Annotated in this window: 23 protein-coding genes; 11 read left to right on the top strand and 12 right to left on the bottom strand. The window is 64.8% G+C overall.

Annotated features, from left to right (window positions below):
* Nucleotides 1-103: 103 nt before the first annotated feature.
* Nucleotides 104-703, bottom strand: coding sequence for an LON peptidase substrate-binding domain-containing protein (locus E3O45_RS02520; RefSeq protein ID WP_092450307.1), 600 nt, complete (start codon nucleotides 701-703; stop codon nucleotides 104-106).
* Nucleotides 704-877: 174 nt separating this feature from the next.
* On the opposite strand from E3O45_RS02520, the gene E3O45_RS02525 reads away from it, so the two are divergent.
* Nucleotides 878-1249 (top strand): LysR family transcriptional regulator, encoded by a 372-nt coding sequence (locus tag E3O45_RS02525; RefSeq protein WP_134441490.1) that lies wholly within the window; start codon nucleotides 878-880, stop codon nucleotides 1247-1249.
* Nucleotides 1250-1349: 100 nt separating this feature from the next.
* Here the strand turns inward: E3O45_RS02525 and E3O45_RS02530 are convergent, their stop codons facing one another.
* The gene (locus E3O45_RS02530; RefSeq protein WP_241980444.1) at nucleotides 1350-2168 is read right to left on the bottom strand and encodes a bacteriorhodopsin-like; all 819 of its coding nucleotides are present in this window, start codon (nucleotides 2166-2168) and stop codon (nucleotides 1350-1352) included.
* A 234-nt stretch (nucleotides 2169-2402) separates the two neighbouring features.
* Here E3O45_RS02530 and E3O45_RS02535 point away from each other — a divergent pair, with 234 nt between their 5' ends.
* Together E3O45_RS02535 and E3O45_RS02540 are read left to right on the top strand one after the other, a co-directional pair.
* Nucleotides 2403-3611: a lycopene cyclase family protein gene (locus tag E3O45_RS02535; protein ID WP_134441491.1), complete on the top strand. Its 1209-nt coding sequence runs from the start codon at nucleotides 2403-2405 to the stop codon at nucleotides 3609-3611.
* Nucleotides 3608-4549 (top strand): Brp/Blh family beta-carotene 15,15'-dioxygenase, encoded by a 942-nt coding sequence (locus tag E3O45_RS02540; protein WP_134441493.1) that lies wholly within the window; start codon nucleotides 3608-3610, stop codon nucleotides 4547-4549. Before E3O45_RS02535 ends, E3O45_RS02540 begins: the two co-directional genes overlap by 4 nt.
* Nucleotides 4550-4567: 18 nt before the next feature.
* Here the strand turns inward: E3O45_RS02540 and E3O45_RS02545 are convergent, their stop codons facing one another.
* Together E3O45_RS02545 and E3O45_RS02550 are read right to left on the bottom strand one after the other, a co-directional pair.
* Entirely contained in the window at nucleotides 4568-6232 is a 1665-nt protein-coding gene (locus E3O45_RS02545; RefSeq protein WP_134441495.1) for an ABC-F family ATP-binding cassette domain-containing protein, read from the bottom strand.
* Nucleotides 6233-6272: 40 nt separating this feature from the next.
* A complete protein-coding gene (locus E3O45_RS02550; protein WP_134441497.1) occupies nucleotides 6273-6944 on the bottom strand; it encodes a bifunctional 2-polyprenyl-6-hydroxyphenol methylase/3-demethylubiquinol 3-O-methyltransferase UbiG in 672 nt (223 codons plus the stop codon).
* A 140-nt stretch (nucleotides 6945-7084) separates the two neighbouring features.
* On the opposite strand from E3O45_RS02550, the gene E3O45_RS02555 reads away from it, so the two are divergent.
* Entirely contained in the window at nucleotides 7085-8338 is a 1254-nt protein-coding gene (locus tag E3O45_RS02555) for an MFS transporter (protein ID WP_241985188.1), read from the top strand.
* An 18-nt stretch (nucleotides 8339-8356) separates the two neighbouring features.
* Here the strand turns inward: E3O45_RS02555 and E3O45_RS02560 are convergent, their stop codons facing one another.
* Complete coding sequence (locus E3O45_RS02560; RefSeq protein ID WP_134441498.1) at nucleotides 8357-10204, bottom strand: sigma-54-dependent Fis family transcriptional regulator; 1848 nt, start codon at nucleotides 10202-10204, stop codon at nucleotides 8357-8359.
* A gap of 166 nt (nucleotides 10205-10370) precedes the next feature.
* Between E3O45_RS02560 and E3O45_RS02565 the strand changes: the two genes are divergently transcribed.
* From E3O45_RS02565 to E3O45_RS02585, 5 genes are all read left to right on the top strand, one after another.
* Nucleotides 10371-12227 carry a hydantoinase/oxoprolinase family protein gene (locus tag E3O45_RS02565; RefSeq protein ID WP_134441500.1) on the top strand — a complete coding sequence of 619 codons (1857 nt, stop codon included), beginning with the start codon at nucleotides 10371-10373 and terminating at the stop codon, nucleotides 12225-12227.
* 48 nt (nucleotides 12228-12275) lie between these two features.
* Nucleotides 12276-12725, top strand: coding sequence for an acetone carboxylase subunit gamma (locus tag E3O45_RS02570; RefSeq protein WP_241979007.1), 450 nt, complete (start codon nucleotides 12276-12278; stop codon nucleotides 12723-12725).
* 2 nt (nucleotides 12726-12727) lie between these two features.
* Nucleotides 12728-14854, top strand: a complete 2127-nt coding sequence (locus E3O45_RS02575) for a hydantoinase/oxoprolinase family protein (protein WP_134441503.1) — start codon at nucleotides 12728-12730, stop codon at nucleotides 14852-14854.
* 43 nt (nucleotides 14855-14897) lie between these two features.
* Nucleotides 14898-17234, top strand: a complete 2337-nt coding sequence (locus E3O45_RS02580) for a hydantoinase B/oxoprolinase family protein (protein WP_134441505.1) — start codon at nucleotides 14898-14900, stop codon at nucleotides 17232-17234.
* Nucleotides 17235-17322: 88 nt separating this feature from the next.
* Complete coding sequence (locus E3O45_RS02585; protein WP_134441507.1) at nucleotides 17323-18123, top strand: hypothetical protein; 801 nt, start codon at nucleotides 17323-17325, stop codon at nucleotides 18121-18123.
* A 121-nt stretch (nucleotides 18124-18244) separates the two neighbouring features.
* On the opposite strand, the gene E3O45_RS02590 is transcribed toward E3O45_RS02585, so the two are convergent.
* The 7 genes from E3O45_RS02590 to E3O45_RS02620 form a co-directional block, all read right to left on the bottom strand.
* Nucleotides 18245-18541 (bottom strand): bacteriorhodopsin, encoded by a 297-nt coding sequence (locus tag E3O45_RS02590; RefSeq protein ID WP_134441509.1) that lies wholly within the window; start codon nucleotides 18539-18541, stop codon nucleotides 18245-18247.
* Nucleotides 18542-18610: 69 nt separating this feature from the next.
* Complete coding sequence (locus E3O45_RS02595) at nucleotides 18611-19333, bottom strand: DUF2461 domain-containing protein (RefSeq protein ID WP_134441511.1); 723 nt, start codon at nucleotides 19331-19333, stop codon at nucleotides 18611-18613.
* A 6-nt stretch (nucleotides 19334-19339) separates the two neighbouring features.
* The gene (locus E3O45_RS02600) at nucleotides 19340-19909 is read right to left on the bottom strand and encodes an HhH-GPD-type base excision DNA repair protein (protein ID WP_134441513.1); all 570 of its coding nucleotides are present in this window, start codon (nucleotides 19907-19909) and stop codon (nucleotides 19340-19342) included.
* A gap of 67 nt (nucleotides 19910-19976) precedes the next feature.
* Nucleotides 19977-20432 (bottom strand): hypothetical protein, encoded by a 456-nt coding sequence (locus E3O45_RS02605; RefSeq protein ID WP_134441515.1) that lies wholly within the window; start codon nucleotides 20430-20432, stop codon nucleotides 19977-19979.
* Between the two features lie 170 nt (nucleotides 20433-20602).
* Nucleotides 20603-21277 (bottom strand): SDR family oxidoreductase, encoded by a 675-nt coding sequence (locus E3O45_RS02610; RefSeq protein ID WP_104132099.1) that lies wholly within the window; start codon nucleotides 21275-21277, stop codon nucleotides 20603-20605.
* A 261-nt stretch (nucleotides 21278-21538) separates the two neighbouring features.
* A complete protein-coding gene (locus E3O45_RS02615; protein WP_134441517.1) occupies nucleotides 21539-21859 on the bottom strand; it encodes a HigA family addiction module antitoxin in 321 nt (106 codons plus the stop codon).
* A complete protein-coding gene (locus tag E3O45_RS02620) occupies nucleotides 21834-22115 on the bottom strand; it encodes a type II toxin-antitoxin system RelE/ParE family toxin (RefSeq protein WP_134441519.1) in 282 nt (93 codons plus the stop codon). Before E3O45_RS02620 ends, E3O45_RS02615 begins: the two co-directional genes overlap by 26 nt.
* A gap of 404 nt (nucleotides 22116-22519) precedes the next feature.
* Here E3O45_RS02620 and E3O45_RS02625 point away from each other — a divergent pair, with 404 nt between their 5' ends.
* Nucleotides 22520-23944 carry a hypothetical protein gene (locus E3O45_RS02625; protein WP_134441521.1) on the top strand — a complete coding sequence of 475 codons (1425 nt, stop codon included), beginning with the start codon at nucleotides 22520-22522 and terminating at the stop codon, nucleotides 23942-23944.
* Nucleotides 23941-24879, top strand: coding sequence for a hypothetical protein (locus E3O45_RS02630; RefSeq protein WP_134441522.1), 939 nt, complete (start codon nucleotides 23941-23943; stop codon nucleotides 24877-24879). Before E3O45_RS02625 ends, E3O45_RS02630 begins: the two co-directional genes overlap by 4 nt.
* The last annotated feature ends 65 nt before the right edge of the window (nucleotides 24880-24944 follow it).

Raw genomic sequence — 24944 nt, forward strand, 5'->3', positions numbered from 1 at the left:
CCGGTGCCGACCGCTCAGCCGATCTCACAACGCCCCACCCCGGAGCAAAAAAACACTCTAGAGACTCGCCGGGCCGGCTGAACCCATGTTATTCAGCAGCCTCCTAGGCCCAGGTCGCGGCCGCGGCCTGGGTCAGCTCGATGATGTTATCGAGCAGTGCTTCCATGGTGGGCGAGCGCAGCAGCACGATCTGATCGAGCGGTCCGACCGGGGCGATCGCGGCGAGCTGCCAGGCGGCGGCGGTCGGGTCGTGCGAGAGCGCGACATCGGGCGACCACTCCTGGTCGCTGAACTCGCTCGCGAGTGACAGGGTGCGGCGCACAAGTTGCTCGGCCTGTTCGCGGCGCGGCAGCAGCGCATCGTCCCATTCCAGGTCGGGTAGTGCACGAACCGTCGCGAGCGGATGCGGGTCCTCCGGCATCCACTCGGTCACCTCGATTCTGCGCTCACCCTGCACCACCAGCCCGAGGTAACCCTCGGGGGCTTCGAGCTGAGTAACCCGGGCGACGGTGCCGACGCTGAACCGACGTTCGCCGCCGCCCACTTCCTGGCCGCGTTCGATCAGCACGATGCCGAATTCGGCCGGCTCGGCATCGAGCACCCGGGCCAGCATCACGAGGTAGCGTTCCTCGAACACGCGCAGTTGCAGCGGCATGTAGGGGAACAGCACGGATCCCAGAGGGAACATCGGCAGGGTCGTCATACACCCAGCGAACCACGTTGACGCCGCCGCGCCTAGCCCCAGGCACGTGTTCGCGGTGAACACTCGTTGGGTGCAGCGGTCGGACATCCGTGCGTGCAGCGGTGGGTTCGGTCGGTTTCGGCGCGTAGCGTAGAAGGGCTGCTCGCCTCCCGCGCAGCGAACGAGAGGCTTTACGTGGACATCACCCTGCTGGCACATTTCGTGGCCGCCGCTGAGGCACCCGATTTCGCCCGCGCCGCGCAGACACTCGGCGTCTCCCGCGACACCCTCAGCGCCTCGGTAAAGCGAGTCGAAGCCGAACTCGGCTATGCATTGTTCGATCGTGCCGCCGAGAGCACGACGCTCACTGAGATCGGGGCTGCCTTCCTGGACGACGCCCGCCTCGAGTTGACCGAGGCCGCCGGGCGCGGCGCGCAGGCTGGCGGCGGTTCGCGCCGGTCAGGCGGTTCAGGTGGCGGCGGTAAGGCCAAGGCCAACAAGGGCAAGGGCCGCGCCCCCGCGGTGAAGGGCCAGCCGAAGCTCGGGAAGAAGCGCCAGTCGCGCTGATTCGCGACGCTTGTTTAGCAATGCACGTGGCGGCCAAAACGGGACCCGCAGGACCGATTACCGGTCTGGCAGGTCCCGTTCATATCGACGGCTTCGTCGATTATTTCCGCCGATTCTGAACGATAGGCTGCTTGAGGCTCGTCGCCTCCTCCAGAGTCAGTTCGACCTCGGCAAAGGCCTGGTCGTCTGAGAAGGACTTCATCCGCGCGATCCGGAAGATGATCAGGCCGTACAGACATTTGGCCAGGATATCTGCTACGGAGTAGCCGATCTGGAGTCCGACCCATGCATCGGACCCGTCGATACCCAGTCCGGGCAGCAGATAGGCAATCGGGTAGACGCCCCACGTTGCCAGCAGGAGCAGTCGCAGCAGGCTGATGGTCTTACGCACCGTGGCGGGTTGGCGGTCGAGCGACTTGGTCAGTTCAACGAAGAGCACGTAGAGGATATACGCGAAGGGAAGAGAAGAGAGCAGACCGAAGATGCCACGGGTGAGGTTGTCCGACGCCATTTCGCCGGGGTAGCCCAAGGCAATCATCAGGGCAGCAGCAGGAATGAGCCGGGTGAGCAGGCTGCTCTGCACCTTCCGGGCCAGCGCCAGAACTGCCACGAGTTCAAGGAGAAGCAGCGGAACCGTCAGCAGCCAGTCAACGTAGCGGTATCCCTCGTTGAACGACGCTCCCGCGACCTGAACATAATCACCGCGGCCGCCGACCGCCTCGGTCACGAAAGCTTCCGTGAAGGAATTGAAAATACGGAAGTAGTGATACGCCGCGATGCCACAAACGATCGCCGCGACAGTCAATGCCTGGCGATACCTCGGCAATACGCGCGGAAGGCTGATCACCAGAAAGATAGAGGTGAAAAGCTGCGAGGCAATCACGAGGGAGAAAATATTGTAGATGGTGTCGTACTGCACTTGGGTTAGTGAATCAGGTATCAAAATAGCCTCTGATGCTCGAGAATCGCTGACGGTACGGGAGATAAAGCACGTACTTAGGTAACCTAGCTAGGTATATTAGGAAACCTACTCCAAATCGACGTTCAGAGGTAGTAGTGATTCATCCGTAGATTTCTTCAGCTGTTGCAGCCGGCTCGATCGGTCCACAGAAGCACCACACCTCAGCATGTGGTTAAGAGAAATAGAGCACAAATGAACTCTGTCGAAGACGTTGACGTTGTGGTGCTTGGTGCGGGACTGGCCGGGCTCAGCCTGGCGGCCCGGCTGGCGCGCGCGCCAGCCGGGCCGCGCGTTGTCGTCGTCGAACCGCGCACCGCGTACCAGGACGACCGCAGCTGGTGCTTTTGGCAGAAAGAACAACACGAACTCTCGCACTTGGTTTCCCAACGCTGGCCGACGTGGACCTTTACTGATGCCGCAGGTAGCGCGGTTCGGCACGAGGTTCCGGCATTGTCATACCAGTACATTCGTGGCATCGACTTCTATTCCAGCGCGCAGACCGACATCGCTCAGTCGCCGCGTGTAGACCTGCGTCTCGGCGTACGCGCCGAAATGGTGAGCGCGGTGCCGGACGGTGTGCGGGTCGAAACCAGCGGCGGCACACTGCTGGCCCGTCAGGTGATCGATACGCGACCACGGCCCGCTGCCGCGATGCTCTATCAAAGTTTTGTGGGAGTTGAATTCGAGTGTGACGGGCCGCATCCGTTCGACCCGACCGAGGTGACATTGATGGGGTCGCTTGCCGCCAATGAGGAAGGCCTGAGCTTCGTTTACGCGCTGCCATTGGGTCCGAACCGGGCCATCGTGGAGTGGACCCGCTTCGGCACAACACCGATCAAACGGGAACTTCTGGCCGGTGAGTTGGACCACGTTTTAACGGGCCTGGGTCTGGATGACGTTCGTCGGGTGCGCACCGAGGGTGGGGTGCTGGCCATGGGACGGGGCCGTCAGACCGCGCCGGAGATACCCGGGGTGGTGCTTGCCGGAAATGCGGGCGGTGCCTTGCGAGCCGCCTCAGGCTATGGATTCTTGCGCATTCAACGGTGGGCGCAAGTGTGCACGGATCGCCTCCTGGCGGGGCGGGAAGCGGTGGGGCATCCCGAAGAACCGTGGCTGCGTCGCACCTTCGACCGCATCTTTCTCCAGGCCGTTCGCGCGCATCCGGAACGTACTGCAGAGTATTTTCTCGCTCTGGCCCGCGGTGTGCCGCCGGCCACCCTGGTGCGTTTCCTCAGTGACGGCGCCCGGGCCGCAGACTATGCCAAAATCATATTCAGCCTGCCCTGGAGCCCGTTTATCGCCCAGGTAGCCGCACCCACAGCCTTCACGTCTGCATCGGCTGCACAGGCCTTACTCGTCGCCACGCCCACTGGGACCGTGTGCTCGGGCGAGACACAATGATGGAGCAGGTCGCCGCGCCCCGAGTCGGTACCGCCCGCGCAACGGCCCGGATCCGCCACGTCCCCATCGAAACGGTGGTGTTCTCCGGTCTGGCACTGACCACGCTGGCCATGCTCGAGTTCGGCCTGCCGATGCTCTCACTTACGTTTCAGGTCGTACTTCTCGGCGTGCTCGTCGCCGTGCTGGGTCTGCCGCACGGTGCCCTCGATCCATTGATCGCGCGCCGCGCCGGCGTCTGGCGAACCCCGCTGGGTTTTGCTGCGTTCAACGCGGTATACCTCGTGATTGTGGTCGGTGTCGTGCTGCTCTGGCTGGTCGCCCCGGTGCTGAGCTTGGTTGCGTTCCTGATCGTGTCGGCGCTGCATTTCGGGTCTGATTGGAACGCTGATCGTGGGTTGTGGCTACGCTTTGTCGCCGGATTCGGACTGCTGAGCGTACCGGCCTTCTCACATCCGGATCAGGTGGGCGCTGCCTACGTGGTGCTTGCCGGTGCCGACGGCGCGATGGTGTCGGACGTGCAGGCAGGACTGGCACCGCTCGCTCTGGCCGGGCTGCTGGTGGCGGCCGTCGCCGCCATGCGGCATCGGCCGCATGAGAGCGTGGAAATCGTGCTCACGTCGGTGCTCGCATTGGCCTGCGAACCGCTGGTGTTCTTTTTGGTGTATTTCTGTGCGCTGCACAGCTTTCGGCATTTGAGGGCGGGGTTTGCCGAAGAACGTGGCGGAGGGCGACTACCGCCCCTGATCGTGGTCGCGTATACCGTGGTGCCGATCCTCGCGGCCGGTGCTTTGCTGTTCGTCATCGGCCCCAGCGGCGATGTGCCGGAGCAGATTCTGCAAGTGCTGTTCATCGGCCTGGCCGGCCTCACCGTGCCGCACATGATCGTGGTCACCCACGAAAAGCGGCACCAAAAGAAGTTGATGGCCCTGCCCGGGTGAGCTGTTCGGACGCGACCGTCAGCCCTCGAGAACCTGGCCCGCTTCGACATTCCAGTGCCGGTCGGTGCGCACGTTGGCCAGCATGCGCCGGTCGTGGGTGACCAGAAGCAGCGTGCCTTCATAACTGTCGAGCGCCTGTTCCAGTTGCTCAATCGCCGCGAGGTCGAGGTGGTTGGTCGGCTCGTCGAGCACGAGCAGGTTCACGCCGCGCGCCTGCAGCAGCGCTAGCCCGGCCCGGGTGCGCTCCCCCGGCGACAGATCGTCGACCGGGCGGTTCACATGGTCGGCTTTCAGGCCGAACTTAGCCAGCAGGGTGCGCACCTCCGCGGGCGAGAGCTCGGGCACGAGAACTTCGAAGCTCGCGGCCAGGGGCCGGGCGCCGGCCAGGAGCGCCCGGGCCTGGTCGATTTCTCCGATCGCAACGCTGGCGCCGAGGTGAGCGCTGCCGGCATCCGCTTTCTGACGTCCCAGCAGAGCGCGCAGCAGGGTGGACTTGCCGGCGCCGTTCGGGCCGGTGATGCCGATGCGTTCTCCGCCGTTGATCTGCAGGGATACCGGGCCGAGCACGAAGTCGCCCTGCCGGAATTCGGCGTTATTGAGGGTGGCCACGACGGCGCTCGAGCGCGGGGCGGCGCCGATGGTGAACTCGAGCTGCCATTCCTTGCGGGGTTCCTCGACTTCTTCCATGCGCGCAATACGGCTCTCCATCTGCCGTACCTTCTGGCCCTGCTTCTCGCTCGATTCGACCGAAGCCTTGCGGCGGATCTTGTCGTTGTCCGGTGCCTTCTTCATGGCATTGCGCACGCCCTGGCTCGACCATTCCCGCTGAGTTCTGGCCCGCCCGACAAGGTCGGCTTTCTTGGCGGCGAACTCGTCGTAGTTCTCACGGTTGTGCCGGCGCGCGGTTTCGCGTTCCTCGAGGTAGGAGTCGTAGCCGCCGCCGAACACCCGGTTCGCGCCCTGCGCGAGGTCGAGTTCGAGCACCCGGGTGACGCAGCGGGCGAGGAATTCGCGGTCGTGGCTGACCAGCACGACGCCGCCGCGCAGCCCGGTGACGAAGGTTTCGAGGCGTTCGAGCCCGTCGAGGTCGAGATCATTCGTCGGCTCATCGAGCAGCACGATGTCAAAGCGAGAGAGCAGCAGGGCGGCCAGGCCAACCCGGGCAGCCTGGCCGCCGGAAAGCGCGGTCATCAGGCTATCGGCGGTGAGTGTGCTGCCGAGGGTGAGGCCGAGGTCGGCGAGCACGATCGGCAGCCGCTCGTCGAGGTCGGCGGCACCGCTGGCCAGCCAACGCTCGAGCGCGCTCGAATAGGCGTCGGCCGGGTCGATCCCTCCGGCGCGCGGCTGAGCGGCTCCGAGAGCGGATGCCGCGGCATCCATTTCGCGGGTCGCCTCGGCGCAGCCTGTGCGCCGGCCGATGTAGCCGGCGATGGTTTCCCCGGGTACCCGTTCGTGTTCCTGCGGGAGCGCGCCGACGAAGGCATCCGCTGGGCTGAGCGCGATGGTGCCGGCTTGCGGCTCGGTAAGCCCAGCCAGCAGGTTCAACAGGGTGGACTTGCCCGCGCCGTTGGCGCCGACCACGCCGATCACATCACCGGGGGCGACGGTCAGGTCGAGCGATTCAAAGAGGGTGCGGTGCGCGTAGCCGCCGGCCAGGCCCTTGGCCACGAGTGTTCCGGTCATTACCCAATGTTCTCATTGCCGCAGGCGTAGAGTGACCGGCTCAGATCGAGTGGGTGCGACGGAGGGTCAGCACGCTGTCCACGAGGGTGGCGACCTGGCCGTCCGGGCCGATGGCTTCCCGCTCAACAGCAGCTTTGGTGACGATCTCCCAGTGCTCGGCGAGCAGCTCGAGCGAGGCGAGCACGTCGTCGGCGGTCGGCAACGGAACGCCGTCTGGCTTGTGCTTCGACCACGGCGGAAACTGGGCGTGGCCCACGACGAGCAGCACGCCGCCGGGGGCGACCGTTGCGGCGGCGCGGCGCAGGATGACCTCGCGGGGCAGCTCGACCGGTGATTGCAGAAAGTGTGCCGTGACGAGGTCGAACGGGCCGTCCGGCTGCCAGGTGGCCAGGTCGGCGGCGATCCAGCGGATGCGTTCAGCGAGGCCAGCCCCTTCGGCGGCGGCCTGGCCGCGGGCGAGCGCGGTCGGGGAGATGTCGACGGCGGTGACGGACCATCCGTTTTGGGCAAGCCAGAGGGCGTCGCCACCCTCCCCGCTGCCGAGGTCGAGCGCCGTGCCCGGCGCGAGGCCGGCGGCCTCGCGTTCGAGCGCCGCGTTCGCGCGCCCGCTCCAGGAACGATCGCTTTCGCGATAGCGGTTTTCCCAGAAGGTTGCGGGATCCTGTGAAGGCTCGTCGTGCAGTGCGGCAGTGTGCTCGCCGGGATTCGTCATGATCCCACGATGCCCGGTGTGGCGGCACGGCGCAACTTTCGCGGCCGGCGTCGATCAGACCGGTCGGCCGCTCGGTAGAGTGAGCCTCGCGAGCACTCGAGTCGCACGCCCGACGGTGCGACCAACTGGGGGAACAGACAGTGAAGCACGCCAGCACACGCACGACGACCTCGTCACCCGCACCGAACCTGCAGAAGCGCGTCGTGCGAGTGCTCATCGCCGGGCAGATTCTGGGCGGTATCGGCATGGGAGCAACCCTGTCACTGGGCGCGCTACTCGCCGCCGAACTGTCGGGGTCCAGCGCCTGGTCGGGCATGGCCGCCACCATGAGCACCCTCGGGGCCGCGATCGTGGCCGTTCCGCTCGCCCGCCTGGCGCAGGCGCGCGGGCGTCGCGTGTCGCTCGCGACCGGTTCGCTTATGGCCGGCACGGGCGCGGTGCTCGCGATCATGTCGGTGTCCGTCGACAACTTCCCCCTGCTACTGCTGGCCCTGATGCTGCTCGGCGCCGGCTCAGCAACGAACCTCCAGGCCCGCTTTGCAGCGACCGACCTGGCCAGCCAGCGCTTTCGAGCGCGGGACCTGTCCATCGTGGTCTGGTCCACCACCATTGGCGCCGTGCTCGGCCCGAACCTGTTCGGACCGGGCGAGGCGCTCGGTGCCACCCTCGGGCTTCCGGCGATGACCGGGGCGTTCGCCTTTTCGCTCGGCGCCACGGTCGCCGCCGCCTTCGTCTACGCGCTTGGGCTGCGACCCGACCCGCTGCTGACCGCGCTGGCGGCGCGCACGACAAGCGTGGGCATCCGTCGGGCCAGGGGCGGTCTGGCTATTCTGCGCGGCAACACAGCGGCCAGGTATGCCGTTGTCGTGATCGCGCTCAGCCACGCGACCATGGTGGCCCTGATGTCCATGGCGCCGGTGCACCTGCGGGACCACGGCGCGACCCTGACCATCGTCGGGCTGACGATAAGCCTGCATGTGGCCGGCATGTACGCCCTCTCCCCGGCGTTCGGGGCGCTCGCCGACCGGTTCGGCCGGCTTCGAGTGATCCTCGGCGGGCAGGCCCTGCTGCTCGGGGCGCTGGGAGCGGCCTGGCTCAGTGACGGGTCGCAGGGCACGATGACGGTAAGTCTGGTGCTGTTGGGCCTGGGCTGGTCGGCATCCGTTGTCGCCGGCTCTGCGCTCGTCGCCGAGGCCGTCGAGATCGAGGATCGATCTTCGCTGCAGGGCTTCTCCGACCTCTCGATGAACGCGGCCGGAGCTCTCGGCGGCGCAATTGCCGGGCCGATCCTGGCGCTGGCCGGCTACTCCGGACTCGGACTGTGCGCCATGGCACTCGTCGCCGTCGTGGTCGTCTGGTCTGTGATTCGCCTGCGTGCCACACACCGCCAGTAAGCGGATGCCGCAGCCCGGCTACGAGTCGGTGACGGTGATACCGAAGGTTTTTAGCTTGCGGTAGAGGGAGGACCGAGCTATTCCCAGGGACTCGGCCGCGCGCATCCGATTGCCGTCGGCTTTGTGCAGGGCACCGACGATGAGGTCACGCTCCCCCGCTTCGATCGCCGACAACAGGCGCGGTGCACCGCCGTGGCAGTAGGCGGGCAGGTCTTCGGCCTGGATGGCGCCGACCGGTCGCGTGAGCAGGGCGGTGTCGAGCGCTTCTTCGAGCTGACGAATATTGCCCGGCCACGGATAGCGGGAGATCACCCGCATCGCTCCGGCGCTCACAGTGGCCGGACGTAAACCGGCCCGTCGAGCGAGCACCCGGGTGACGATGTCGGGCAGGTCTCCCTGGCGGTGCCGCAGCGGCGCCACCGTGACCGAGGTTGTGAAGTGCTGCAGCAGGGCCGTGTACGGGCGGGCAGCGGCCAAATCAGCCTGAAGATCGGGTTGCGACACGGTGACGGCCAGGCCGCCAGCACCGCCTTCGCGGGTCACCAAAAACGCCTCGAGTTCGGCGGTCGCCGCCTCGGTGAACCGATCGATATTGCGAAAGATGTACAGCGTTGGCCGGGCCAGGGCGCTGATCAGGTCGTTATTAATGGCCGAGTGCATGCCGTGCTCGTTAATCTGCTCGGCACCGAACACGACGCTTCGACCCAGCGGAACGATCTGGCGATATAGTTCGGCGATCAGCGACACCTTGCCACCGCCGGCCTCCCCCAGCACGAGCAGGGGCGCGCCGGCGGTGAGCGCGGTGACCACTCCGCTCGAGGCGCGTTTGCCGAGCAATGATTCCGCATCGTGCAGAATCGCCGAAGTGTCAGCAGGAATGGGTTTCTTCAACCGGTGCCTCCGCAGCGGCGGCAGGGTCAGTCTCGATGCGGGCACCGGTACCACTGCGGGCTCGGAGACGATTTCGACCACCACAACGATGCCGGCGACGGCCGGGCCCACCACGACACGTTTGCCCCGAACGTGCACGACCTTGCCCGAGGACAGCTCGATCTGGTCGACCGGCTGACCAGGAGAAATCATCAGATAGCGAGCGTGCTCTTGAATGGTCCACTGTTCATCGGGAGAAAACGAACTTTGCGCGACCGCGTTGCCCATCACCACGGTGCCGCCGATGGCCATGACGGCGCCCCGGTTGCGGGAATCCACCCGCACATACTCCTCAAACAGTGCCTGCTGTCGCTGACTGCGATCGGCGAGCAGGTTGCGCTCAATCTCATGGGCGGCCGACCGCACCAGGGAATGCATGAGCGGGCTGGCATCTTCGATGAGGCAGCTGATATCCAGCACCCCCTCCACCCGCCCGGTGATCGCGTCCCGAATGGGACTCCCGGCGCAGGCGAACGGCTGCAGATGCTCGAGAAAATGCTCGGGCCCCACGATGTACAACGGCTGACCCGACTCGAGCACGGTGCCGATTCCGTTGGTTCCGACGCTCGCCTCGGCGTAGTTGAAGCCGGGCGCCAGCGACACGTCATCAAGCAGGGTTCCGATGGTCTTGTCGGTTTCGGAACGACTCAGAATTCGTGCCTTGTAGTCGGTGAGTACGATCGACAGCGGCATTTCGGCCATCTCATCGCTCAGCCGGGCGATGACCGGTTCCGAGCAGCGCATCAGACGGCCGGTCAGATCGAGGTCGTTGTGAAACACTGCCTGAGAAGTGGATGCATCCACTCCCGCTGAGAAGGAACGCTGCCAGGAGGCGGCCACCACGCCAGGAACCGATTGGGTTTCAGCGTGTCCGAATCGCAGAAAATCGGCGCGCGCAGCCGCTATCTTGATTCGCCGATCGGCGACTCTGTGCATATCGACTCCCTTGTGGACTCTGCAAGCATGCCCGCTGCGACCCCGCGAGCGCTAGTCGTGCGGTGTCCCAATCTGGGACACGCTCTACCTCGGACGCGGGGTCATTCTTGGTGACGTGGCTCCCCGAGGGCCTCGATCACTCACCACAAACCGCAAAGGAGCGCTCATGGAACGATTGATCAACATTGACAATGGTGGAACCCTCACCGACATTGTTGTCGCCAGTGGCACGGATTTCACGTTCACCAAGACCCTCACCACTCCGGTCGACCTGTCCCAGTGTCTCTTCGACGCGATGACAAAGGCATCCGCTCTACTGTTCGGCGAAGCGAATCTAGCCGACCTGCTGCATTCAACCCAGCACATCCGCTATTCATCGACCCAGGGCACCAACGCGCTGGTGCAGCGCAAGGGGCCCAAGATCGGGCTCATCACCGACGATCCCACCCTGCCGGACTCGCTCGGCCACTCGGACGACACCGCCGCGTTGTTCACCGACCTGATCGGTGCCCGGATCGGCATCATCACGGCCGACGGCAGTCCCGAGGAACTCTCCCGCCAGCTCGTCGCCGAGATCAACCGACTGACCACCGCCGGAGCGGAGCGTCTCGTCGTCGCCGGCCTGAGCGCCGAACGCGAACACCTGTTCAAGCGCACCATGCTCAAGAACTTTCCCCGACACCTGCTCGGTTCGGTGCCGATTCTATTCTCCCGCGAGTTCGCCTCTGATACCTCCCGCCAGCGTCAGGTTTGGTCCGGCATCCTCAACTCCTTTCTGCACCCCACGGTCGAGCGTTTTCTGTACAGCGCCGAACACCGGCTGCGCGCCTACAAGGTAAAGAACCCGCTGCTGATCTACCGCAACGACGGCGCTTCCTCCCGGGTGGCCAAGTCGGTCGCGCTCAAGACCTACTCCTCCGGACCGCGCGGCGGCCTCGAGGGCACCCGGGCTCTGGCCGAGGCGTACGGGCTCGACAACGTGCTCATGATCGATGTCGGCGGCACCACAACGGATGTCGGCGCCGTCGCCAATTCCACGATCGCCGTCGACCGGCGCGGATCGATCCAGGGCGTCGACATCTCCTACGAGATGAGCGATGTGCGCTCGACCGGAGTCGGCGGCAGCTCGATCATTGCCGTGCACGACGGCGAGATCACCGTCGGGCCGGAAAGCGTCGGGGCAGCCCCCGGACCGGCCTGCTTCGGTTTCGGTGGCACGCAGGCCACGATCACCGACGTCAACCTGCTGCTCGGCGTGCTCGACCCCGCCACCTATCTGAACGGCGAGATGGCCCTCGACGCCGAACGGTCGCGCGCTGTCATCACCAAGACCGTCGCCGACCCGCTCGGAATCAGCCTCGACGAGGCCCTGATTCGCATGGAAGCCAGCTATTCCAGCCACCTGGCGCGGGCCTTCGCCGACCTCGTGAGCGCGACGGGCGACACGACGGTCGCCGCGTTCGGTGGTGGCGGACCGATGAACGCCTGCGCCGCCGCACGCATTGCCGGCGTGCACAACGTGCTCGTGCCCCGGCTCGCCGCGGTGTTCTCGGCCTACGGAATCAGCTTCTCCGACATCGCCCAGTCCTACGAAACGAGTGTCACCGGGTTCTCGGAGGCCGAGATCACCGCGGTGCGCACGTCGATGCAAGCGGATGCCGGCAAGGACATGTTCCAGGAAGGGCACGACCTGAGCGAGTGCGAACTCGACTGGTCGACCATTGTCGAAGACGGCGAAGAGATTCTCTCGCTCAAGGCCACCTTCCGGCTGCCGCACCCGACCATCGCCAGCGGGGTACCCGCTGCGGCGAGCGCCGCCGTGGCCGCCGGAACCCGGCAGGTGCGCTCCACGCCCACCCAGATCGACAGCGTCTCGGTCTACCAACTCGACGACCAGAAGCCCGGCGCCACGGCGGCCGGACCGGCCATCGTCGAGGGACCGTTCTTCACCGCGCGCGTGCCGCTCGGCTGGACCCTGACGGTCTCCACGGCTGGCGACCTGCAGCTCGCCGACACGCTTTAGCCCACTTTTTTGTTTCCCCAGGAAGGTACAAACACAATGCGCGTTCCCATGACCGAATATCTGCTCATCGACCTCGATACGGAGCGGTGGATCTGCCGCGTCTGCGCCCATGACTTCGGCGACGCCCGCGGCAACTACAAGGAAGGAACTCTGGTCTACGACCGGGACCCGCGGGAGATTCACCCCCCGGTGATCGACCCGGAAAAGTACGAGTTCACGTTCTCCCCGGACCCGACCTTCTGCCGCATCCTGGAGTTCTACTGCCCCACCTGCGGCACCCAGATCGAGGCCGAATACCTGCCGCCGGGGCATCCGCCGACCGTCGACATGCTCTGGGACATCGATTCCCTGCGCGAAAAGTGGGAAGCCCACGGCGGCAACCCCGAGGAGGTCGTCAACTACGGCCCCGGCGAGAACGCCGAGACCGACCTCAGCGCCCGGTTTGATTCCGTGTCCGCACATTCCCACTCGCACGCCGACAACTCCGAAGGGCACTGACCGTGAAACGCATATCCGTAGACATCGGCGGCACATTCAGCGACTGCTTCTTCGTCTGGGACGACGTGTACATCGAATCCAAGGCGCTCACCACCCACCACAACCTCGCCCTCGGTTTCAACGAAGCCCTCGACCGGGCCTGCGAGCGCGCCGGCATCAGCCGCGAAACCGCGCTCAAGGAGGTCGACTCGGTGCGCTACGCCACCACCCTCGGCACCAACGCCCTGATCGAGGGTAAGGGGCCGCGGGTCGCGGCGATCGTCACCCACGGGTTCGAGGACACCATCCCGCTCTCCCGTGGCCGCGGCTACGGCGAAGGACTCGACGGGGTCAAGCAGGGCGATATGCCCGATGCCCAGCGACCAGACCCGCTTGTGCCGCGCCGCCTCATCCGCTCTGTTAAAGAACGGATCGACTCGGTCGGCGAGGTACTGGTGCCCCTGATGTACGACGACGTGCGCACCCAGGTGCGCGAACTCGTCGACAACGGTGCAGAGGCCATCGTTATCGCGTTGACCAACGCGACCGAGAACTCGGTGCACGAGGATCGCATTCTGGAGATCATTCTCGACGAGTACCCCACGCACGAGCTTGGGTCGATTCCGGTGCTGCTGAGCAGCCAGGTCTCTGGCCGCAAGGGCGAGTACGTGCGGGCAATGGCCACCGTCGTCGATGCTTTTTTGCACCAGACAATGTTTCATGCACTCAATCAGCTCTCCAACAACCTGCGTGACTCGGGTTATGAGAAGCCGATGCTCGTTATTCACAATTCGGGCGGCATGGCGCAGCCCAATTCAACGGATGCCTTACAAACGATTCACTCCGGACCGATCGCCGGCGTCGGCGCGGCCCAGCACCTGTCAGAATCCACCGGGCTTGGCGACGTCGTGTCGATGGACATGGGCGGCACCTCGTTCGACATCGGGCTGGTTCCGGAGGGTGGTGTGCGGCACTACGATTTCCAGCCCACCATTGGACGTTGGATGGTCTCGGCGCCGATGATCCACCTGAACACGCTCGGTGCTGGCGGCGGCTCGATCGCGGCCTACAACCGCATCCACCACGCCATTCAGATCGGACCGGAGTCGGCCGGAAGCGACCCGGGTCCAGCCTGCTACGACCGTGGCGGCCTGCGCCCCACTGTCACCGACGCCGACCTCGTGCTCGGCTATCTCGACCCGGACAACTACGCCAACGGGCACATTAAGCTCAATAAGAAGCGGTCGATCTACGTGATCGACGAGACGCTCAGCGACGAGCTCGATCTGGACGCGGTCGAGGTGGCCAAGGTCATCAAGAAGACCGTCGATGAGCAGATGGCGATTGGCATCGAGAAGGAGCTGCGCTCGCGCGGCGGCCTGATCGAGGACTACACGATGCTCGCCTACGGTGGCAACGGCCCCCTTCACGCCTGTGGCATCGCGGCGAGCGCCGGCATCAGCCGTATCCTGTTTCCACCGTTCGCGTCGGTGTTCTCGGCGCTCGGCGCCGGCAATATGCGACCGCTGCACATTCACGAACGCAGCGCCTACGTCGTGCTCTACGAAGCGATCAAGCGCAGCCTGTACAACCAGTACGACGCGCTCAACGGGTACATCGAGGAGCTCGAAGCCAAGGGTGCCGAAGACCTCGTGCGCCAGGGCTACGACCGCGCCGACGTGCGCTACCGACTCGAGATGGACATGCGCTACGGCAACCAGCTCGTCACCACCGCCGTCGCCTTCGACATCAACCGGGTCAACGGGGTCGCCGATGTGCTGCACCTGATCAAGACGTTCTCCGAGATCTTTGGCGAGCGGTACGGCGAGGGAACCCAGGCACCGGAGGCAGGCATCCGGGTGCAGACGATTCGGGTCGCATCGTTCATCGAGGGCGAAGTCATTCAGTTCGAGTCGATCAAAATCGGCGGCGAGAAGACCAAACCGGCCCCCGTGTCGCACCGGTCGGTGCACTTTACGAGCATCGAAGGCGCGGTGGACACCCCTGTTTACGACGCTGAGGCGCTCAAACACGAGTACGTGATTCACGGGCCGGCGATCGTGACGACCGAGAACACCACGTACCTGGTCGAGCCGGGCTGGCGCCTGGAGCCGACCCTGCAGGGGGCGGTATGGCTGCTCAGCGACTGACCACTTTTTCTGTAGCTAACGCAAGCAAAGGAGCTTGAACACCATGACACTGACAACTGACCAGTTTGTACCCACCAGCGGAAACGACGACGACGCAGCCCAGCTACTGACCGACCAGGAACAGCAGTGGGTCGACAAATTCATGGACGAAACCACCCTCTTTCTCGGACCAGACCCGGCTATTATGCGCCACCACGAGATCATGCCCCGCACCGCCTATGAGGAGGAGTGCATCGCGAACGGCATCAACCCGCTCGAGATCGACCGCATCCGCAAGCGCCTGGCCGGGGCCCTCGACGAGGCGTTTGAAATGTGCGAGAGCATGGGCGCAGCGCCCGGCGCCAAGTGGGCGGACCTGTCCTGTGCCGTCTACACCGCCGAGGGCGACGTGACGTACCTCTCCAATCGCGGTGTGATCGCGTTCTCTGCGGTGCTGCACCACCCCATCCGCTACATCATGAAGAACTGGAAAGACGAACCCACCGTCGGCATCAACGAGGGTGATGGTTTCTTCCACAACGACTCGCGTTTCGGCATGGTGCACAACACCGACCAGTCGATGCTGGTGCCGGTGATTCGCGGCGGCATCATCATCGCCTGGGTCGGCGCCACCATCCACGAGGGCGAAAACGGCGCCTGCGAGCCGGGCGGCATGCCGAGCGGCTCGGAGACACCGTTCGACGACGGCCTGCGCGCCTCGCCGATCAAGATCGTGGAAAAGGGCCACCTGCGCCGCGACCTGCTCACCTTCCTGCAGCACTCGACGCGCGACCCGAAGCTCATGCTCGCCGACATCAAGGTGAAGATGGGCGCCGTCAAGCGCATTATGGACACCGTCGACCGCCTGATCGACGAGGTCGGCCAGGAAACGTTCGTGGCCTCCCTGCGAGTCACCGTCGAGGACGTCGAAACCGAGGTACGCCGCCGTATCGGCGAGCTTCCCGACGGCACGGTCACCTTCAATCAGTTCGTCGACTCGACGCTGAAGGAAAACATCCTGATCAAGTTCGCCTGCAAGATCACCATCAAGGGCGAACGCATGATCGTGGACCTCACCGGCACCGGCCCCGAGATTCTCAACCGCGCCATCAATTCGCCGCTCGCCTCAACGAAGTCATTCATGGCCCAGGCCATCCTGTCGTACTGGTGGCCCGACCTGCCCCGCTCGACCGGTGCGCTGTCACCGATCGAAGTCATCACCGAGGAACACAGCTGGGCGGATGCCGGCTACGACGCTCCCGTCGGGCAGTCACTGCAGGCATCCTTCCGCGGTTTTTCAGCCCTGCAGACGGCCTTTGCCAAGATGCAGTTCTCCTCACCACAGAAGTACTCCAACGTCGTTGCCCCCTGGTTTAACCAGATCAACGACTTTCTCTGGGGCGGCACCACGCAAAATGGTGAGCAGGTCGGCAACCTGTGCGCCGACCTCAACGGCATGGGCGGCGGCGCGAAGGCCTTTCGCGACGGTGAAGACGCCGTCGCCCCGCTATTCTGCGCGATGGCCGACATCGGCGAGCAGGAAGTCATGGAAGAAGAGGTTCCGTTCCTGCAGCTCGTGAGCAAGCGTCTCGTTCGCGACAACCAGGGCTTCGGCAAGTTTCGCGGTGGCATGGGCTACGAGATGATCGTCGCCTCCCGCGGCACCCCGAGCTGGGGTTTCATGACCGTGACGAGCGGGTCGAAGTTCTCCTCTGTACCCGGCATGTTCGGCGGCTACGGGTGCCCGGTCTACCCGCTCGCGATGGTGAAGAACGTCAATATCTACGACATCATCCAGAAGGACCCGTCGCAGTTCAACCTCTCGATGGAGCGCGTGATGAACGAGCAGCCATTCGAGGGCGGCGACTACCAGTCCGCCCACATGGGGCTGCAGTTCGACGTGGCGAAGGAGGGCGAGCTCTACATGATCGCCCAGGGCGCGGGCGGCGGCTACGGCGATGTGCTCGAGCGCGACCCGGAGCTCGTGGTCACCGACCTCGAACTCGACCGGATCAGTGCCCACACCGCGTCGACCATGTACGGCGTGGTCTGGGAACCGGAGACCTACGTGGTGCACGAGCAGGCCACCATCGAGTTGCGCGCGAAGATGCGCCAGGACCGCATCAACCGCGGCACTCCCTACAAGGAATTCATCAAGGATTTCGTGAAGGAAGAGCCGCCGGCTGACCTGCTGTACTTCGGTTCCTGGGGGCAGGACGACGACGAAAACCTGATTGCCACCCACTGGGGCGGACTCGAGCCGGAGCGCGTCAAGGGCAAGCTCGAGGATCTGCCGCTCATCATGGTTCCCGATCGTCGGGTGCTCAAGATCAGCAAGCTCGAGGCGCGCGTGCGCGAACTGGAGCAGAAGTACGGCGAAGTGGCCCTGCACAAGTCCTAATTTTCACCAGCTGACCCGGGCTGCGGGACCGTCTCCTTACGGTCCCGCAGCCCGGGTCGATTTTCTTGATTGATCGATGGGAGACACCGTGACCGTTTCATTGAATGACCTGCTGGCCGAGCCAACGTCGGGCCGCCGTCGCGCGGTCGTGCTGGACAGCCACGAATATGCCCAATCCGTTTTTCTGCAGGGCAAGCCGGTGCCCTGGCAGGAGCCGATGGCCTTCGCGAACTTCTTCGGCCAGGTGCAGGGCGTGCTGAAGTCCGACCTGGCCTTGCTCAGCCTCGACCGGTTCTACGCCCAGCGGGTCGCCGCCGACCCTGCGCTTCAGGCAGCGATGGGCGCCAAAACCCGCACCGGCTATGCCCTGCGTACCCTGCTCGGTGATGCCGAGACGACGGCGTACGTGATTGAACTGGCCACCCTCTTCAGCCAGACCCAGCGGGTACCGGTCGTGCTGCAGATTCCGTCGCCGATGCAGTGGCTGGCGCTCACGCATCCATTTTCGGGGTCGAACGATGTGTCCGGGCTCGACGCCGACAACGCCGAAAACGCGTCAATGTATGTTGCCGACTGGCTGCGCGGGTTCGCCGCGCTGCCGCTGATCGCCGTGCTGCTCGACGACCGCGGCCCGGCTGTCGGCGGGGTACCTTTGTCGACCTATTCTCCAGTCGCCAACGTGACCGACCATTACCGGTGGGCGCTCGGCCAGCGACACGACGACCACGTCGAGCTGCACGGCAGCCAGCTGAGCGGAGCGGTGATCGGCGCGGAGTTCTGGTCGTCCGACTCCGGCACGCTGCTGCCCGACGGCGATTTTCTGGTGGGCGAGGTGCCGCGCCAGGCGGTTCCCGAGCAGGTGCTGAGCCGTATTACGGCGCTGGACTAGGCGGCGCCTTTGTCGGGTGCGGCATCAGACATCCGTTGTCACCTCGATGTCATAGGCCCAGGGTGCATTGGGGGCCCGGCCGAGCAGACGTTCGCTCGGCCGGGCCCCGATGACGTTCGCCCTATTTCACGACGTCGGCGGGCTTGATCGACCGCAACAATTCCCCGGCGTCCTCGACGGACAGTTCCGCGAGCGCCAATGCCGGGTCGTCGGCAAAGGATTTCATCCGCGCAATCTGGAAGATGATGAGCCCATCGACCGTCTTCGCCAGAATGTCGGCTATCGAGTATCCGAGTTGCTTGCCGACCCAGGCGTCTCCACCGCTCACACCGATGGCCGGAAGCAGGTACGCGATCGGATAGACACCCCAGGTCAGAATTTTGCTGTGAGAAACGGCGCCTAGATTGTGCACCACCACAGGGACAAAGTGTGACCGGCACTTACCGGGGCCCTGGCCTGATACGGCGCGGGTCCAGGCTGGCTGTGGTCAGGCAGAGCGACGGCGGCCTACGGCTGCTTCCTGCTCGAGCGGGGTGGCCGCGGCCAGTGGAACGTTGAGAAAGTCGACTACCGGTTGAAACGCCCGAAACCGTTCAATGACGAGGTCGGTGAAATTCTCGTCGAGCGCGACGTCGCCGGGCAGGTGGCCGACCAGTGCCCAGCTGCGATTGAGCAATAGGTCAGCCGCCGGATGGTCGACCGGGAAGCCGCGCGGCGGGCGGATGAGCTTGTTGCCGCCGAACGGTTGCGCCAGTTGTGTGAGCGCGGGCGTGGCGAGCAGAGAGCGCAGCTCTCCGTGGTGGTCGAGCACGTAGTCGCGGATGGCCCGTAGCTGCGGCGGCTGCGGGCTATAGGCACCGCCGGCCACCATGACGCTGCGCACACCCACCTGCAGAAAGTATCCGGCTCCCCCGGCCTTCTCCAATCCACGGGGTGGCCAGTGGGCAGCGAGATGAGTCTTGTACGGCGACTTGTCGTTCGAGAATCGAACGTCACGATAGATGCGCATCATGGCCTTGTTCGGCGGGCGCACACACTCGGCCGCGAAGTCGCCCAACGCAAGGTTGATTCGCTCGATGACCGCAAGCATCCGTTCTTTCAACTCGTGCTCGTAAATCGCTTTGTGCTCCTGGAACCAGTCGCGTTCGTTGCGATGCTCGAGTTCGTCGAGAAAGTCGAATGTCTGTTCGTTGAAGTGAGGGCCCACCACGCGAGACTACGCCTTCGCGGCTGCCTTAGCGGCGCGCTTGGTCTCCCGCACGCGAGTGAGCGATTCGGGGTCGACAATGTCGGCCACCGATCGGTATGACCCTTCCTCCCCATAGGGAGCGGATGCTTCGCGCCAGCCGGCCGCGTCGACTCCGAGGCGCTTACCGAGGAGTGCGAGAAAAATCCTCGCTTTCTGTTCGCCAAACCCGGGCAGTGACTTCAGTCGACGGAAGATTTCCTTGCCGTCGGGATCTCCCTCCGTCCAGATCGAGGCGGTGCAGCCGTTCCAGTTGCTCATGATGGCCCCGGCCACCGATTGGGTGCGCGCCGCCATCGAACCCGGGTAGCGGTGCACGGCCGGTGACGCGCGGAACATCTCGGCGAAGGCATCCGTGTCGAAGTCGGCGATCACTTTCGGATCGAGGGTGCCGATCCGTTCGCGAATCTTGGCCGGACCGGCAAAAGCCGTTTCCATCGCAACCTGCTGGTCGAGCAGCATTCCGATGAGCAGCGCGAACGGATTCTCGCTGAGGAGGGCGTCGGAGGTGTCATCGCCGGTGATGTGCAGCGTCGTCATGGGAATCAGTCTGCCACCGCCACCCTGTGCAGCCGACCCGGTCCGGACCGGTTCACGGCGGACGGGGCTATCGGCGTCCACGCAGCGCCCGACGGAGTACTGCGCTCGCCCCGGTCGCCCACAGTGCCCACAGCACGAGAAGCGGCTGGAACAACAGTCGGATGAAGCGGCTTTGGTCGGTGTCGAGGCCGAACGCGTCGGTCTTCGTCAGGTACTGCGAGATGTTTCCGGGGAAGATGGCTATGAAGAAGGCCGCTGCCACGAATCCGACCAGCACACGCTGCTTCGCGGCGACGAGGAGAGCCACGCCGAGGGTGATCTCCACCACCCCGGAGCCGAGCACGACGAGGTCGTCGTTCAGCGGTACCCACTCCGGCACCTGTGCCTGGAAATCGTCACGCGCGACCGTGAGGTGGGTGGTACCGGCACCGGCCAGGACCAGCCCGAGCGCGATCCGTGCCGCCGTGCGTGGGATCGACCCGGTGCGGGAGGTACGGGATCTCTGCTTGGCCGTCTCAGTCATGCCAGAACGCTAACACTCGACGCAGTCAACCGACGCAATTCCATCGGACGAGCGGCCGCTCGGATGGCGGTGGACTTCTTTTTGGGGCACTGCGTCCACGCGCAGACCGCGCCGAGCCTCACTTCGGCGTGCAGTCTGGCTGACCATCGTGCGACGGGGCAACGAGTTCGCTACTCCCGGCCGTCCTCGAGCGGGATGAGCATGGTGCGGAACGGACCGGCAACGGCGTGGAGGTCCCAGATGCGATCAGCGACGCCATCGATGCCGTTGGCAAGCTGAAGCTGGGGGATGCCGCCGGGGATCACCAGTTGGTTAACCCGGATACCGTCACCCTCCAGGGCATCGTGCAGCATCTCGCCGTAGGCGCTCTCGGCCGGGAAGGCGATCGACGTGCCGGCGAAGCCGGCGCGCGCCTGCACCGAGGTTCCACCGTTGATCAGGATGATGCTGCCGCTTCCTGCCAGACGCATTCCCGGCAGCACCGTGCGCACGGCGTGGATGAGCCCGAGGGCCGAGAACTGCAATGCCTCCAGCGCCAACTCAGGAGTCATCTCCAGCACCGGCTTCAGGTAGTCGCGCGACGGGAGCGGACTGTACTGCAGCGCAGTAATGGGCCCGAGCTCTGCCGCGGCACGTGCAAGGGCAGCTTCGAGCGACGCGGGCGTGCGGACATCCGCAGCGTAACCACTCGCGGTGAAGCCGGCATCGGTCAGCTCGGCTGCCATAGCGTCCAGCTTCGACTGGTTCCTGGATATCAGGGCAAGCGAGAAGCCCTCGCGCCCGAACCGGCGCGCAACCGCTGCGCCGAGTCCCGGTCCGGCTCCGATAATGGCGATGACAGGCACGATGGTCTCCTTCGATTGATGCTCTCGTGACGAATATCGCAAGAAACTTGAGCCTAAGCGTTGAACCTGAACTCGACCACGTTCCAACGGCTGCCTGCATGAAGTCCGGAGACTGCGGCACGCGCATTCAGGGATGCATTGACGCGATGACTAGTCCGACGTCGCACTGGTACGGGACCCGTCTTTCGAACAGCCGCCCCAGTTGGGCGAAGTCTCGCGCCCCCAACGCATTGTGCGCAACGACCCTAATCGAAGAATCTGTCACGCGACCTTCAGCGGTGTGATCGATGCGACCTTGTCCCGCAGCGCCCGGCGCTCGCGACGCAACTCATAGTTGGACTGCAGGTTCATCCAGAACTCTTCCGATGTTCCGAAGTACCGCGCCAGGCGGATCGCCGTGTCGGCCGTGATGCCCCGCTTGCCGTGCACGATCTCATTGATCCGGCGCGGCGGCACCCCAATGCTGACCGCGAGCTTGTTCTGCGTGATCCCGAATCCATCGATGAAGTCCTCCATCAGGATCTCTCCCGGATGGATCGACTCGATCGAGTCGTTCTCAGTGGCAGTCGATGAGTTCGACATGGTCTGCTCCTCCTTCTCTCCAGACGAAGCAGATGCGCCACTCGACGTTCACCCGGATGCTGTACTGACCTCGACGGTCCCCGACCAGCTGTTCCAAACGATTGTCCGGAGGGATCCGAAGGTCCTCAAGATCCTTGGCCGCATTGACCAACACGAGTTTCCGCAGGGTCGCTCGCTGCACCGCGCGGTCGACACCCTTGACGTACTGCTCATGCCAGATCTTTCCAGTGTCCTTGCTACCGAACGACCTGATCACACGATCAGTCTATAACGCATTGCGTCAATAACGCTAGACGTTAAACCTGAACTCCACCGACTGGCGTGCAAGCAACTCCTGCCGGAGAACCGTCCGGCCTCCGAAGACGATGATGCAGGAGGCGGCGCGGCCGCTGACGTCGAGGAGGACGGTGAGGGCTTCGGAGCTGGTCGGGGTAGAAGTGACACGGTTTGCGAGACGGCAGCTCAATCTACCGGCTGTCCCGCGGGCGCTCGTCCTAGTCACCGACGGAGTTCGGCCCGCAGGCCAGTGCTGGAAAAATGTTGAAATCGCCTCGTCGATACATGCCAGAAACCCCTAAGCTTGGACAACCCGAGCGAGAGTGCGAGGCCAACGTGCACCCCAGCTCTTCCCGAACCGTCGTGAATCCGGGCACAGCCGCAATGGAAACGCCGCAGCCTCTGCGCCGCTGGTGGTCCGACCCACGCACCGCGGTCTCGACCAGGATCTACCGGCCGGAGTCCGGCGACAGCCGGACATCGTTTTCGGACGCCCAGGCGTTACTCCGCACATCGGCAATCCCCGCCCCGCCCGCCTTGCTGCCGGTGACGTGGATCGACGACCGTTCCATCGCATGCCTCGTCTCGTCCGAGGACGATACATACGGTTGGACCCCCGGAGAGATCGTCCGATGGCATATCGACGACATCCCGGCCGTGCAGCAGGGTCGCCGGATCGACACCGACCTCGACCTGTTTATCGAGTCACTACTCGAAGAGCACGGGCCCGCCTGGGAATCCGGCTACCGCGGAATCATCGAACTCGCCGAGCACTACCACGAGCAATTCGTCAACGCCGAGGAGACGCCCAAACCGCATGACCTTCGCCCGTTCCAGCTCGCATCACAGAACGTCATCATCGGCCTGGCTGCGTTTCGCCGCGACGTCCGCTCGGATGCTACCGCGGTGCGTTTCTGGCAGACCTGCGACGTGCCCCACGTGGGTGCCTCCGAGGGATCCCGAGCGCTCAGCGCCCTAATGTTGTGCGACGCCTTCCAATCCGGCGGCACGATGGAGATCCGGTTCGACGGCCACCCGGAGCATCGAGTTCCCGCCTCGCTCCGCCGCTACGGGCGAACGCTCGGACTCGTCCTGGGAGCGGAAATCCCCGGCGGAGCCAGTATCTCGCCGGCGGAAGCGCGGGCGCTGTTCTGGGAGGTGACCCCGATGCCGGACGATCTCCGCGTGCGCGCACGGCGTTATGTAGACGGCGGAATTTGTTCCGTAGAGCGACTCTGCTACACGCTGCTGTCACCGATTTGGACGGCAAAGGCACTGGACTTCATGATGGCAGCCGGCAGTCTGCAGCGCGTCACAGCAATACTCCTCGGCGGATCGGCAGTAGACAACCGCGCGGCCCGCGGCGTTGAGATGGAGCTGATGCGCGCCGCCCTGCTTGTGGAGATGCTCATCGACCGCCTCGACTCTCGCGACACAGCGGGGGACGACGGGACGACTGCGCGGCTGTTCGAGGACACCACACACGGAGTCATTTGGCAGGCACTGGATCAGTTCGCCGCCATCGCGGTACGGGGATTCCCTCCCGGCCGGGTGCCGTGGAGCGCTGGAGCCGAAAGCTCCGGCCGCCTCGTTGTCCTCCCTCGACCCCACCCGTTACCCGCGGACTACATTGTGGCGTCGAAGCTCGCGGCCAGCGCCGGATTCGAGGGCGTAACAGTCATGGTCTTGACAGCGCAGGATGGGCCAGGAGGGCCAGTCCCGGAGACCATGCGCGCACCCGTTCGACTGGCCGACCTCGACGTGCAAATTGACACCAAGCTTCTCGCCGCGAGACTCGGTCGAGAGTGAGCGCCGAAGCGGAGCTTCACGTGAGGATTCCCCCGGACCTCGCCGAGCGGGCCGCGGTCCTGAGGCGACAGCTTTCGACGGCGCAATTCCACCTCGACCTTGCCACGCCCGACGACCGGGGCGCGGCAGCCCGGTACGAATTGATCGCGAGCCAGCTCGAAGGGCTCGCCTATGAGGGCCTCACTATCGGCGCGGTGCTAGAACCATCGCCGGGCCCCGACACGGTGACGGTCGTCTGGCCATTCAAGGTCGGCACCGCCGAGAACTCGGACGTTCGGGGCGCAATCCGACAGCCGGCTGCCATTTGGCGCTCCAGCAATCCTCAGGCGAGCCGTACCGCCGCAACATTCGAGCGATTCGACGGGCAGCTGGAGGCATGGGCGAACAGCACCGCGGATTCAGCTGACCGCCTGTCTCCGCTCAATCCGAGCGGGATCCAGAACAAGGCACTGACCTGCGCGCTCAGGCGCCACACGATGGCGGGAAGCGGCCCGCTCGTCGAAGTTCCCGTTGTCTACCACGACGGATCACCCGCGCGTGCGTACCCAATTCGGGCACTGCCCCTTCTCGACCAAGAACCCTCTGACGGACGAGAGCTGCTGAAGATGACACTACTTTCCGTCCGGCACTTCGAGATGGATTCGACCGTCGACGGGGCGTGGTTCCGCAACCGTGACATCAGCGTCAAACGCCCCAGAGGCCAGACCGACGAGATTGCGCACAATCAGACGCTGGCGCAACTCAGGTCGCTGGCCTCAGCAGAGCCTTTCACCCTGTACCTCTACCAGACCGGCCTCGAAGCGGCGAACTTCGCGTTCTATCGCGCGCTGGTCGATTATCACCGGCTCGGATTGGGCTACCCGGTGTGCGTCGTGCCCCAGTTCTTCGCTGGCGGCAACTCTTTCGAGAAGGGTACCCCGTGGAACTTCCAGTGAACGAAGCGTCGACGACATCGCATCTATCGACATGGAGCGCGCTTTGCAAAGACTGCCAGAACCGA

It is taken from the genome of Cryobacterium sp. TMS1-20-1 (assembly GCF_004402355.1).
Classification (GTDB): Bacteria; Actinomycetota; Actinomycetes; order Actinomycetales; family Microbacteriaceae; genus Cryobacterium; species Cryobacterium levicorallinum.

What these genes read in the sequence shown, in the direction of transcription:
- E3O45_RS02520 (WP_092450307.1), bottom strand. Translation starts at nt 703, where the DNA reads ATGACGACCCTGCCGATGTTCCCTCTGGGATCCGTGCTGTTCCCCTAC.
- E3O45_RS02535 (WP_134441491.1), top strand. Translation starts at nt 2,403, where the DNA reads ATGAACTCTGTCGAAGACGTTGACGTTGTGGTGCTTGGTGCGGGACTG.
- E3O45_RS02540 (WP_134441493.1), top strand. Translation starts at nt 3,608, where the DNA reads ATGATGGAGCAGGTCGCCGCGCCCCGAGTCGGTACCGCCCGCGCAACG.
- E3O45_RS02545 (WP_134441495.1), bottom strand. Translation starts at nt 6,232, where the DNA reads ATGACCGGAACACTCGTGGCCAAGGGCCTGGCCGGCGGCTACGCGCAC.
- E3O45_RS02550 (WP_134441497.1), bottom strand. Translation starts at nt 6,944, where the DNA reads ATGACGAATCCCGGCGAGCACACTGCCGCACTGCACGACGAGCCTTCA.
- E3O45_RS02560 (WP_134441498.1), bottom strand. Translation starts at nt 10,204, where the DNA reads ATGCACAGAGTCGCCGATCGGCGAATCAAGATAGCGGCTGCGCGCGCC.
- E3O45_RS02565 (WP_134441500.1), top strand. Translation starts at nt 10,371, where the DNA reads ATGGAACGATTGATCAACATTGACAATGGTGGAACCCTCACCGACATT.
- E3O45_RS02570 (WP_241979007.1), top strand. Translation starts at nt 12,276, where the DNA reads ATGACCGAATATCTGCTCATCGACCTCGATACGGAGCGGTGGATCTGC.
- E3O45_RS02580 (WP_134441505.1), top strand. Translation starts at nt 14,898, where the DNA reads ATGACACTGACAACTGACCAGTTTGTACCCACCAGCGGAAACGACGAC.
- E3O45_RS02600 (WP_134441513.1), bottom strand. Translation starts at nt 19,909, where the DNA reads ATGACGACGCTGCACATCACCGGCGATGACACCTCCGACGCCCTCCTC.
- E3O45_RS02605 (WP_134441515.1), bottom strand. Translation starts at nt 20,432, where the DNA reads ATGACTGAGACGGCCAAGCAGAGATCCCGTACCTCCCGCACCGGGTCG.
- E3O45_RS02615 (WP_134441517.1), bottom strand. Translation starts at nt 21,859, where the DNA reads ATGTCGAACTCATCGACTGCCACTGAGAACGACTCGATCGAGTCGATC.
- E3O45_RS02625 (WP_134441521.1), top strand. Translation starts at nt 22,520, where the DNA reads ATGGAAACGCCGCAGCCTCTGCGCCGCTGGTGGTCCGACCCACGCACC.